At 63.4% G+C, this 11753-nt stretch carries 12 protein-coding genes; 1 reads left to right on the top strand and 11 read right to left on the bottom strand.

Going from position 1 to position 11753, the window contains the following annotated elements; all coding sequences use genetic code 11:
- From ACY69P_RS01155 to ACY69P_RS01145, 3 genes are all read right to left on the bottom strand, one after another.
- Window positions 1–750 (bottom strand): bifunctional ornithine acetyltransferase/N-acetylglutamate synthase (locus ACY69P_RS01155; protein WP_462326288.1); only part of this gene is annotated, 750 nt, incomplete at its 3' end.
- Window positions 751–890: 140 nt separating this feature from the next.
- Complete coding sequence (secA, locus tag ACY69P_RS01150; protein WP_462326287.1) at window positions 891–3410, bottom strand: preprotein translocase subunit SecA; 2520 nt, start codon at window positions 3408–3410, stop codon at window positions 891–893.
- A gap of 46 nt (window positions 3411–3456) precedes the next feature.
- Entirely contained in the window at window positions 3457–4653 is a 1197-nt protein-coding gene (locus tag ACY69P_RS01145) for a (Fe-S)-binding protein (protein WP_462326286.1), read from the bottom strand.
- A 204-nt stretch (window positions 4654–4857) separates the two neighbouring features.
- Here ACY69P_RS01145 and ACY69P_RS01140 point away from each other — a divergent pair, with 204 nt between their 5' ends.
- Window positions 4858–5751: a DMT family transporter gene (locus tag ACY69P_RS01140; RefSeq protein ID WP_459900968.1), complete on the top strand. Its 894-nt coding sequence runs from the start codon at window positions 4858–4860 to the stop codon at window positions 5749–5751.
- On the opposite strand, the gene ACY69P_RS01135 is transcribed toward ACY69P_RS01140, so the two are convergent.
- The 8 genes from ACY69P_RS01135 to ACY69P_RS01100 all read right to left on the bottom strand — a co-directional run bounded on the left by ACY69P_RS01135 (window position 5723) and on the right by ACY69P_RS01100 (window position 11751).
- Complete coding sequence (locus tag ACY69P_RS01135) at window positions 5723–6175, bottom strand: hypothetical protein (protein ID WP_462326285.1); 453 nt, start codon at window positions 6173–6175, stop codon at window positions 5723–5725. The genes ACY69P_RS01140 and ACY69P_RS01135 overlap by 29 nt on opposite strands.
- Window positions 6172–6447, bottom strand: a complete 276-nt coding sequence (locus tag ACY69P_RS01130) for a hypothetical protein (protein ID WP_459900965.1) — start codon at window positions 6445–6447, stop codon at window positions 6172–6174. Before ACY69P_RS01130 ends, ACY69P_RS01135 begins: the two co-directional genes overlap by 4 nt.
- Window positions 6448–6561: 114 nt before the next feature.
- Window positions 6562–7002 (bottom strand): hypothetical protein, encoded by a 441-nt coding sequence (locus ACY69P_RS01125; RefSeq protein ID WP_462326284.1) that lies wholly within the window; start codon window positions 7000–7002, stop codon window positions 6562–6564.
- 27 nt (window positions 7003–7029) lie between these two features.
- Window positions 7030–7476, bottom strand: coding sequence for a hypothetical protein (locus tag ACY69P_RS01120; protein ID WP_459900961.1), 447 nt, complete (start codon window positions 7474–7476; stop codon window positions 7030–7032).
- A 205-nt stretch (window positions 7477–7681) separates the two neighbouring features.
- Window positions 7682–9049, bottom strand: a complete 1368-nt coding sequence (locus ACY69P_RS01115; RefSeq protein WP_462326283.1) for an FAD-binding oxidoreductase — start codon at window positions 9047–9049, stop codon at window positions 7682–7684.
- 146 nt (window positions 9050–9195) lie between these two features.
- Window positions 9196–9666, bottom strand: coding sequence for an SsrA-binding protein SmpB (smpB, locus tag ACY69P_RS01110; RefSeq protein WP_404843479.1), 471 nt, complete (start codon window positions 9664–9666; stop codon window positions 9196–9198).
- A gap of 4 nt (window positions 9667–9670) precedes the next feature.
- Entirely contained in the window at window positions 9671–11452 is a 1782-nt protein-coding gene (ptsP, locus tag ACY69P_RS01105; protein ID WP_404843480.1) for a phosphoenolpyruvate--protein phosphotransferase, read from the bottom strand.
- Window positions 11452–11751, bottom strand: a complete 300-nt coding sequence (locus ACY69P_RS01100) for an HPr family phosphocarrier protein (protein WP_462326282.1) — start codon at window positions 11749–11751, stop codon at window positions 11452–11454. Before ACY69P_RS01100 ends, ptsP begins: the two co-directional genes overlap by 1 nt.
- Between the last annotated feature and the right edge of the window lie 2 nt (window positions 11752–11753).

Below are 11753 nucleotides of genomic sequence, written 5' to 3'. Positions count from 1 at the left end.
CTCAGTCAGCGCCTCGGCAAAGGCCTCCTCGCCCACTGCATCCAGCGACACGCCGCTTGCGCCGTTGGCAAGGCCATAGACGGTGTCGTTGGTGCTGGTGTCGCCGTCCACGGTGACGCAGTTGAAGCTGCCGTCCACGGCGCGGCGCACAAGGCGGCGCCATACGGGGGTGTCCACCTCGGCGTCGGTGAGGATACAGCCGAGCATGGTCGCCATATTGGGGGAAATCATCCCCGCGCCCTTGCACAGCCCAAAGATGCGCACCGCGTTCTCCCCTTCGCCCACCGTAGCCCACGCCACCTTGGGGAAGGTATCCGTGGTCATGATGGCCTTGGCGACCTCCACAGGGCCGACCTTGCCAAGGGCCTTGCCCAGCTTGGGCGTGGCCGCGCGCCACGTGTCCATGGCAAACTGCGCGCCGATAACGCCTGTGGATGCGGGCAGGATGGCGTCGGGCTTCAGTTTGGCGGCCTTGGCGGCAAGGGCGAGGGTTTCGCGGCAGTTGGCAAGGCCCTCCTCACCCGTGCAGGCATTGGCCTGACCTGAGTTCACGAGGATGGCGCGCGCCGTGTTCGATTCCGTCATGCGCTCGCGCCCGATGAGCACGGGTGCGGCCTGAAAGCGGTTGGTGGTGAACACACCGGCCGAGGCGGCCGGAACATCGCTGACGATGAGGGCAAGGTCATCCCGTCCGGGCGTTTTAAAGCCCGCGGCGGTGGTGGCGCATCGAAATCCCTGAGGGAACTGCATGGTCGTCTCCGGTGGTGAGGGGTCGAGGGGGGATGCTGGTCCGCGGCGGCGCAGAGGGCCGCGCCGCCGGAACCGACGAAGGCGAAAGGCTCTCGCCCTCCGCCTTCTACGCCGTGGTCTGTCAGGACCGCTGTGCGGACCTAGCGGCCACAGCACTTCTTGTATTTTCGTCCACTGCCGCAGGGGCACGGGTCATTGCGGCCCACCTTGGGGGCGTCGCGCCGTACGGGCTTGGTCTTGGCCTCCGCGGCCTGATCGCCCGCACCGGCGTACTTGACGTCGGCCACCTGCTCCTTGTGCTGGAAATCGTCCTCCTGCACCTCGTTCTTGATGCGCAGGCGGCACAGGGCGCGCAGGGTGTTTTCCTTGATGCGCTCCAGCATATCCTGAAAGAGTTCGAAGCCTTCGCGCTTGTACTCCTGCTTGGGGTCCTTCTGGCCGTAGCCGCGCAGGCCAATGCCCTCGCGCAGGTGGTCCATGTTCAGCAGGTGTTCCTTCCAGCTGCGGTCAAGGTTATCCAGCAGGAAGTAGCGGTAGATTTCCCAGTACATGTCCGGGGCGTCCACCTTCAGGCGCGCCAGCTTGCCGTGCACGGTCTTGCGCGCATCATCAAGGGCCGGCATGGCATCCTTGAGGTCGTCGGCGCGGCCAAGGTCAAAGACCTCCTCCAGCCGTCCGGCAACAAACTCCTGCGCGTCCTCATTGTCCGCATTCGCTGCCTCCAGCTCCGCGTACAGGCCTTCCAGCGTCTGGTCGATGAACTGGGTGACCATACCCTCCAGCTCTTCCTGCCCGGCGGCCATAATGTCGCGGCGCTGGGAGTAGATGACCGTACGCTGCTGGTTCATGGTGTCGTCAAAATCAAGCAGCTGCTTACGAATATCAAAGTTGTGGCCTTCCACGCGGCGCTGGGCGTTCTCGATAGCGCGGGAGACCATCTTGTTTTCAATGGCCTCGTCGTCCTGCAGGCCCAGACGGTCCATGACGCCGGACAGCTTGTCCGAGCCGAACAGGCGCATCAGCTCGTCGTCAAGGGCGAGGTAGAAGCGGGTGGAACCCGGGTCGCCCTGACGGCCGGCGCGGCCACGCAGCTGGTTGTCGATACGGCGGGACTCATGACGCTCCGTACCAAGGATATGCAGACCGCCAAGCTCCTTGACGCCCTCGCCCAGCACAATGTCGGTACCACGGCCAGCCATGTTGGTGGCGATGGTCACTTTGCCCTGCTGTCCGGCCTCGGCCACGATTTCAGCTTCCTGCTCGTGGTGCTTGGCGTTGAGCACGCTGTGCGGGACGCGCTTCTTTTTCAGCAGCGTACCCAGCAGTTCGGACTTTTCGATGCTGGTGGTACCAACGAGGACGGGACGGCCCTCTTGGTGCAGCTCCGCGACCTCGGTGGCGATGGCCTTGTACTTGGCTTCCTGATCCTTGTAGATGACGTCGGGGTGGTCCTTACGCACCATGGGACGGTGGGTGGGGATGACGGAGACGTCCAGATCGTAAATCTGCTTGAACTCCACGGCCTCGGTGTCTGCCGTACCGGTCATGCCCGCCAGCTTGTCGTACATGCGGAAATAGTTCTGGAAGGTGATGGAGGCCAGCGTCTGGTTCTCGGCCTCGACCTTCACGCCTTCCTTGGCTTCCAGGGCCTGATGCAGGCCGTCGGAGAAGCGGCGGCCGGGCATGAGACGGCCCGTGAATTCGTCAACGATGACCACCTGGCCTTCCTTGACCACGTAGGCGTCGTCGCGGCGGAAGAGCTTGTGCGCCTTCAGGGCCTGCAGCACGTGATGCTGGTAGGTGATATTGGCCGGGTCGTAGAGGTTGTCCAGCCCCAGAATTTCCTCACAGCGGGCCACGCCTTCGTCGGTGAGGGAGACGGACCGGGCCTTTTCGTCCACGGTAAAGTCGCGCTCGGCCGTAAGCTTGGCGACGATGTCGTTCATCTGGGCGTACATGCCGACGGCTGTCTCGGCCTGACCGGAAATGATCAGCGGCGTCCGCGCTTCGTCGATGAGGATGGAGTCCACTTCGTCAACGATGGCGAAGTTCAGTTCACGCTGGACCAGTTGGTCCAGATAGAACTTCATGTTGTCGCGCAGGTAGTCGAAGCCGAATTCGTTATTGGTACCGTAGGTGATGTCCGCGCCGTAGGCGGCCTTGCGTTCCTCGTCGGTCATTCCGTGGAGGACAGTGTCCCACGACAGGCCGAGGAAGTTGTAGATGTTGCCCATCCACTCGGCGTCACGCCGGGCGAGGTAGTCGTTGACGGTCACAACGTGCACGCCCTTGCCGGACAGCGCGTTGAGCACCACGGGCAGGGTCGCCACAAGGGTTTTACCCTCACCGGTGCGCATCTCGGCGATGCGGCCCTGATGGAGCACCGCGCCGCCGATGAGCTGCACGTCAAAGTGGCGCATCTCCATGGTACGACGTCCGGCCTCGCGGACATAGGCGAAGACCTCGGGGAGCATGTCGTCCAGACTGCGGCCGTTTGCGGCCTGCTGGCGGAACTCCGCGATGTGGGTGGGGAACTCGGCGTCACCAAGCGCCCGCACCTTGTCTTCAAAGCTGTTCACGCGGTCCACAATGGGGGTGAGCTGCTTGAGGAAGCGTTCGTTCTTGGTTCCGAAAAGTTTGCGGCCAATGGCACCGAGCATAGAGTTCTCCTAAATGTATGAGTAGCCACGCCCCACAGGGCGGGCCTTATTGACGAAAAGTAACGGCATCCAGCCAGTGGATGACGTCCACGCCGTCCGGCGCGCTGGCGGCAAGCTGCGTCACACAGCCGCTACAGCCCGTGAGCACCGTGGCCGGAGCCTCTCCGGCAAGATCCTGCCAGCACGCGTCCGCCACCGTGGCGGACAGGTCCGGGGCGGCAAGCTGAAGCACACCGCCCATGCCGCAGCACTGCGGCCGGTCCGGGCGGTGCAACCGCCCGTCTGTAACCGCGCCAAGCAGTGCGGCGTCCGGGTCATCCTGCGGCGCATGGCAGGGCCGGTGATAGGCCACACGCCGGGGGGCGTCGTCCGTCTCCCGAAACACGGCTCCGGCAAGGAGCGCGCTCAAGGGGGTGACGGCCCCAGAAAAGTTCCGCGCCTCGTCCTCACTGTCAAAGAGGGAGGCGTCCGCCGCGTAGGCGGCGAGTCCGGCGTGGCAACTGGCGCAAAAGGTAACCACGAGGGGTCGCCCAGCCTTGCGCCACTGCGAGACATTGCGCCGGCGCGCGGCCTGCATGGCATCCGGCAATCCGGCATGGCCAAGGGTGGCGCCGCAGCAGTCCCAGCGCGGCATATGCGCCGCATCCACGCCTGCAAACCTCAGCAGCTTCTCCGCCGTCGCCGTCCACGACCGGCGCACCGAAGCGGCCAAACATCCCGGGAAAAGTACGGCCTTATCGCCCGGAGCGCAAGCCGGGGGCGTTTCGGGCACAATCCATGGCGTTACAGCGCCCGTGGTCCCCATGGCGGCAAGGCGGTCCACAGCGCGGCCCACCTGCCCCTGCCGGGGCGATTCGCCGCGTCCAAGCAGCGCGCCAAGGCCGCCGGCAGCAGGCCATGTCAGCCGCGCCGAGCCGACCCACGCCTTCCACAGCCACCGGGCAAAGCCGGGATGCGCGGCGCGCACGCGGGCCACAGCGGCAGGGACGTCCACATCCTGCGGACAGGCGCGGGCGCAGCGCCCACAGGTCAGGCACATGCCAGCAAGGCGGGCGGCGTCCTTTTCCGTGAGGGTTTCCGGGGCCTCGGCAAGGCGGTCCAGCAGGAGCATTTTGCCCCGTGGGCCAAGCTCTTCCCGGCCCGTCGCCGCCACAAGGGGGCAGGCCTCAAGGCAGCGCCCGCACTGGATGCACTGCGCCTGACATGCGCCGGTGGTGGATGATGGTAGTGTGGATGTCTTCATGCGGTGGGAGTTCCTTGCGCCGCCGCGTCATATGGCAGCGGAAAAACGCGGCAGCAGCGCAAGAGAAGACAATACGTCCGCACCGGGCTCCAGTCAATGCGGCGCCCCGCAGCAAAACCGAATTCGCTGGACTTCCACATGCCGGGCCGATAGACAACGGCAAACCGCAACACATCCCACAAACCCGTCGCAAGAGGACCTCGAATGCCGTCTCGTCCTACCACGGGCACCCTCGTGCCCTACATTGTTCTTTTCGCCGCCATTCTCCTCTGGAGTAGCTCCTTTGTCGCCATGAAGGTCGTCCTCCAGTACTTCGATCCCTACGTCATGATTTTTGGCCGTCTCACCGTGGCCAGCATCGCCCTCGCCCCATTCTACAAGCTTCTGCGCACCGTGCGCTACCAGCCCGGCGACTGGAAGACCCTTGGCTTTATGGCCCTGTGCGAGCCGTGCCTGTACTTTGTCTTTGAGTCCAACGCGCTGCAGTACACCTCCGCCTCGCAGGCGGGCATGGTGACGGCCACACTGCCCCTGCTGGTGGCGGTGACCGCTGTGCCCCTGCTGGGGGAGACCATTTCGCGGTCCATGATGATTGGCTTTTGCATGGCGATGGGCGGCGTTATCTGGCTGAGCCTGTCCGGCACCGCCACGGAAAGCGCGCCGAATCCCATCCTTGGCAACGCGCTGGAGGGCCTCGCCATGTGCGCGGCCACGGGCTATATCATTTCGCTGAAAAAGCTGTCGTATCGGTATTCGCCGCACTTTTTGACGGCGTTTCAGGCGGTGGCGGGCGCGGTGTTCTTTTTCCCGCTGCTCTTTTTGCCGGGGACGCAGCTGCCCACCAGCTTCCCCATGGAGCCGGTTTTGGCCATTGTCTACCTTGGCGTGTGCGTTTCCCTTGGCGGGTACGGCATGCACAACTACGCCGTGAGTAAAATTCCGGCCAGCAAGACCACGGCCTTTATCAATCTCATTCCGGTGTTCACGGTCATTATGGGCTGGGTTATTCTGGGCGAGCGCCTGAACCCGCAGCAGATGGCGGCGTCCGTTCTGGTCCTGTGCGGCGTGCTTATGAGTCAGTACGCGAAGCGGCGCTAACAGCGCCGCGCGCGGCCTGCACGTCCGCCGGAGACACCATCTCCAGCAGGACCAACACTTCCTCAAAGGGCAGCTCGCACCGCGTTCCGGAGCAATACTCCTTGGCCTTGCGAAGGTTTGCCTCGGTGAGTTTGCCCATGCGCACCAGCCACTGCGCCACCGAGCACTGCTCGCGGCACTGCCGGCGCTCCGCCACGGTTCCGGCTTCCTCGCGCAGTTCCTCCATGCGCTTCCTGAGCGCACTGTGGCGCTGGTCAAGGCACTCGCGCTCGCGAAGCAGACCATCGCGGCGGTGCTCAAGGCGCATGCGCTCCAGCTCCACCGTGTGCACCACTCGCTGGTAATCGCGCCGCATGCGCGACACAAACAGCGCCCAGCCCGAACCGAGGAAAAGCAAAAGACCGGCGGTCACCAGCAAGCTCATGCCGCGCCCCCGGTCTGTTCCAGCGCCTTTTCGCGCTCCGCATTACGGATGATTTCCCGCTCGCACTCAAGAACGTCGCGCTCCAGCTTGGTCACGGCCTCGCGGCGCTGCGACACACTCTCCCCAAGGTGCGTCACATCGTCCTGCAACCGTTCCACAACGCTGCGTGCCTCGTTCAGGCGCCGCAGGCACTCGCTGCGCACGCTCACCGCATGGGCGGCGCACAGGGCCACCCCTCCGGCAATCACCGCTGCGCAAAGCAACTGTTCCATACTCCCTCCCGGATGATTCAAATCCGCGCAATGGTATAGAACAGCCATAGAAGAATCAATACAGTCACGAAAACGACAGAGTACGTATTACAGCGCATGCAAATGCCGCGCATTTCACTTCCCGGCCACCTTCTTTTTGGCCAATTCCATATCGTACGACGACACGATATCGAGCATTATCAGTACTTCTTCTAAGTCATACGGACTTTGCGAGCCTTCCTTGAAGTCCTGCGCCTTTTGCAGGTCCTCCTGCCGCAGCTTGCCCGCCTGCATCAGGTAGCCGATGGCGGAATCGTACTCCACGGCGGATTCGCTAAAGGACGTCAGCCCGTGCTGCGCCTGCACAATGGCTATCTGCTCGGCCTTGAGTTCGTCTTCACGCTCCTGCAGAACGTCGCGCTCGGCCAGCATGCTTTCCAGTTCATCGTCCAGCTTTTGCACCTCGTACTCCAGCTTGCGGATCATATCCGTATAGCCTTTGGTCATGCGTGCGTAATAGGCCGGACCTATCATAAGAAACAGCAAAACAAGGATGGAGATGTAGATGACCGTCATGGGCAACACTCCATGGGCGGGGCGCTCTTAGCGGCGGGATGTGGCCTTGGCATTTTGCACCTCTTCGGGGCTGACAATCTCCAAGAGAACGAGCACTTCCTCAATGCTCGCTTCGCTGCCCGACTTGGCGCGGAATTCCTCGGCTCGGTCAATGTCCTCCTGCGATACGCGGCCCATGGACTCCAGAACAGACAGGGCGGTGCGCTCCTCGCCTGCGGCAGCCTCCTCGGCCAGACGGCGCTTTTCCCGTTCGTGCTCAAGGCGCAGGGTCTCCAAATGCCGCTCCAGCAGCTTCACATTCTCCTTACGGATGGCGATGTCGTTCTGCGCGTCGCCCATATCGATTTCCTTGCGGCGGCGCTGCACGCGCAGCCGCTGGATGGTCTCGATATATTTTTCGCGCACGCCGCGCACATACAGCGCAAAAATCACGGCGAACACAAAAATGACGCCAGCAAGAATGAAAAACGGCATCCATCCCTCCCTAGCCATAGCGCAAACGGACTTCTCGTATCATCCAATAATTACGTGAATTCACGAAGACGGGCAACCCGGGCGCGGCCTCCGGCGCGCAGTCTGTGCGCGCGCGGCGCCGGGGCGGGCGGGCAAAAACGGCAAACGGGCCGCCCCATCGCCACGGATGGAACGGCCCGTTCACAGAACAACCCGCAAAAACAGGTCAGTAGGCTTTGCCGGGATTCAGAATGCCGTTGGGGTCGAAGCTGGCCTTGATGCTGCGCATCAGGCGGCGCTCCGCCGCGCCAATCTGCTCGTCAAAGTACGGATACTTGGTCAGCCCCACGCCGTGCTCGCCGGACATGGTGCCGCCAGCACCCAGCACGACGCCCAGCACCTCGCGCTTGAGGGCTGTGGCGCGCTCCAGCTCGCCGCCCGCCTTGTCGTACATGATGTTCACGTGGATATTGCCGTCGCCAAGGTGCCCAAAGGTGAGCACGGTCAGCCCGAGCCGCCCCGCGGCCTCGCGGATGCCCGCAATGGCGCGCGCCACCTCGCCGCGCGGCACGGTGACGTCGTCGCTCATCTTGTCCGGGGCCACGCGGAACGACGCCGGATTGATGAGGCGGCGGACCTCCCACAGCCCTTCCTCGGCCGCGCCCTGCCCGGCCTCCAAAAAGGCGGGGGACTCGGCGCCAAGGGCCGCCTCAAGGCGCGCCAACTCGCCGGGCAAGGACTCCTCGGAGCCATCAATTTGCAGCAGCAGTGCGGCCTGCGTGCCCTTGGGCCACGGGGGCACCGTCACGTGCTCCAGCGCGGCCAACACCTCAGCGGCCATAAATTCCATGGCGACGGGCAATATGCCCGCCCGAAACACCGCAGCCGCGGCCTCCAGCGCCTGTTCGAGGCTGGCAAAGCCCACCAGCACCGATGCCGTGGCCTGCGGCCGGGGCAGAAGCTTGAGCGTCACCTCCGTCAGGCATCCAAGGGTCCCCTCCGCGCCGACAAAGAGCCGCGTCAGGTCAAGGCCCACCACATTCTTATGGCAGCGCCCGCCCATGCGGATAACCTCGCCGCCGGGGATGACGGCCTGAAGCCCCAGCACATACTCGCGGGTGACGCCGTACTTCACGGCGCGCATCCCCCCGGCATTGGTGGAGACGTTGCCGCCAATGGTGGAGATGCGCACGCTGGCTGGGTCCGGCGGATAAAAGAGTCCCTTGGCCGCGCAGGCGCGCTGCACGTCCGCCGTCACGGCCCCCGGTTCCACCACGGCCACAAAGTCGCGCTCCGAAATGTCGATGATGCGGTTCATGCGCAGGGTAGAGACCACCACACCGCCGCCCTGCGGCACACACGCGCCCACAACATTGGTCCCGCGGGAGCGGAAAAACAGCGGCACACGCTCCGCATCGGCCCAGCGCAACAGTTCCCGCACCTGCTCCCGCCCTTCCGGACGGACAACAGCCCATGGCTGGTGGAACAGGCGGCTGGAGTCGCCGCCAAAGGCGCAGGTTTCCTCAGGCGACAACGCGCAGGCGTCGCCGGGGAACAGCCCGGTCAGAAAACGGCTTTGGGCCGATGTAAGCATGAAAAACCTCCTCCAACAGAGAGCGCCCTCTTCGCGGGCGCGGCACAATCAGTGTACGAAGCGCCGGGCGCGGGGGCAACCACGCTATAGCACATGAAAAAAGCCGCACGGGGCGGCTTTATATTGGTGTCGTCCTCGCGGGCGGGCTACTTGTAGCGCGCCACTTCGCGGGCGGTGTCCCGCGCGATGTCGCGCTTTTTGATGTCGTCGCGGCGGTCGTAGGTCTTTTTACCCCGTCCGAGGGCAATCTCCACCTTCACCTTGCCGCGCTTGAGGTACATCTTCAGCGGCACCACGGACAGGCCCTTCTGGTCCACCTTGGCGGACAGGGCGTCGATTTCGCGGCGGTGCAGCAGCAGCTTGCGCTCGCGCTCCGGCTCGTGGCCGGTGTGCACAGCGTTCTCATACGGCGCAATGTGCACGCCGATGAGAATAGCCTCGCCGTCCATAATGCGGACGTAGCCGTCCTTAAAGTTCACGCGGCCAGCGCGCAGGGATTTGACTTCCGAGCCCATGAGGGAAATGCCCGCCTCGAAGGTATCGAGGATTTCATAGTTGCGTCGGGCGTTCTTGTTCTGGGCGATAATCTTGATGCCGGATGGTGCTGGTTTTGCCATATGTCTATATCGATTCGTCCGCGTCGAGCAATGACGAGTAGAATGTGAGTTCTTCCGGGAAACGCTGGAAGATGGAATCCATGACGAGATGGTTAATCTTGGTCACGGTGCGGCAGTCCAATATACGGCGCAGCAGTTCCTTGCATTCGTCCAGCGTGGTTTGCCTGATGATGCGCTTGATGCCCGGGATGGCCTGCGGGTTCATGCTCATGGAATCAATCTGCATGCCGAGCAAAATGGGAACGCAGAAGGGGTCCGAGGCCACCTCGCCGCACAGGCTGACCTCAATGCCGCTTTGGTGCGCGGCGTCCACCACAAGCTTGATGGAGCGCAGCACAGCCGGGTGCAGCGGCTGGTAGAGGTACGACACGTCCTTGTTGGTCCGGTCGATGCCAAGGGAATACTGGATGAGGTCGTTGGTGCCAATGGAGAAGAAGTCCACTTCCTGCGCCAGCAGTTCGGCGGTCATCACGGCCGAGGGCAATTCAATCATGATGCCCACGGGAACATTCTCGGCAAAGGGCACGCCCTCGCGCCGCAGGTCGGCCTTGACCTCGTAGAGGACCTTGTTCGCCTCGCGCAGTTCCCGCAGCCCCGAAATCATGGGGTACATCATGGCGCAGTTGCCTTCCAGACAGGCGCGCAAAATGGCGCGCAGCTGGGTCTTGAACATCTCGCGGTGCTTCAGGCAGTAGCGGATGGACCGCAGACCAAGGGCGGGATTGCGCTCCTGCGACTGGGCGTACTGGGTCATGTTCTTGTCCGACCCAAGGTCCAGCGTGCGGTAGGTGACCTTGCGCCCGTCCATGATAAGGGCGAGGTCGCGGTATTCCTCGTACAGTTCCTCCTCCGTGGGGAGGGTTTTGCGGTTCATGTACGAGTATTCCGTGCGGTAGAGGCCGATGCCGTCGCCGCCGTGGTCGAGCACTGCGGCAACTTCCTCAAAAAGTTCAATATTCGCATTCACCTGCACGCGGTAGCCGTCGGTGGTCTCGCCGGGCAGGTGGCAATTGCTGTGGATGCTCTTTTCGTAGGTCTCAAAGCGGCTTTGCAGGTCGGAATAGAACGTAATTTCGCTCTCGTCCGGCTCCACAAGAATGCGGCCCTTGAGCGCGTCAATAATGATGAACGCGCCGTCCTGCACGCTCTCCTCCAGCCCGCTGACGCCAACGATGGCCGGAATCTGCAGGGAGCGGGCAAGGATGCCCGTGTGGGAGGTCTTGCCGCCCTCGGTGGTGGTGAAGGCCATAATCTTGTCCACTTCCAGCCCGGCGGTGTCCGACGGGGCAAGGTCGTGGGCAAGCAGGATAACCCGGCCCTCAATGGCCCGAAGCTCCGTGGACAGGCCCATCAGCTTGGAGAGCACCCGGTCCGCCATAAGGCGGACATCCTGAATGCGTTCGCGGATGTAGTCGTCCTTGATGGTGGAGAAGGCCTGCTCCATGTCCTTCACGGCCTTGAGCAGCGCCCACTCGGCATTGATGCGCATGTCCTCAATGTAGAACTTGGCCGTCTTGGCGAGCTTGGGGTCGCGCAGGATGGTGATGTGCGAGTCAATGAGCAGGGCGTGGTCGCGCAGCTCGGCGGGCAGGCCTTCGCGCACATCGGAAAGGTCCGCCGCAGCCTGCGCAATGGCTTCATCAAGGCGCGACACCTCGTCGGCGACAATGGCCGAAGCGATGGACTGGCGCGGGATGGTGCCATGCAGCCTGCGGTTCATGAAGAAGGCCTTGCCAATGGCAATGCCCGAAGAGACCGGAATGCCGGTGATGACCTTTTGGGCCACTATTTATCCTCGCCGAATCGCGTCTGGAACAGTTCTGTCAGCGTCTTCAGTGCTTCTGCGGCGTCGTCGCCGTTAGCACGGACGACAAGGTCGCACCCCTGCGGCGCGGCCAGCGTCAGGATGTCGAGGATGCTTTTGGCATCCACTTCCTGTTCATCCATGGTGAGCGTGATCTCGGCGGCGAACCGCTGCGCCTCCTGAGCAAGGCGCGCTGCGGGACGGGCATGTAGGCCCAGTTCATTTCGCACGCAGACTTCGGCGCTTTGGTAGCCCTCGGCGTCTTCTTCCGGTTCGATCACGA

Source organism: Desulfobaculum sp., assembly GCF_054921475.1.
This window is presented reverse-complemented; position numbering and strand designations above follow the sequence as displayed.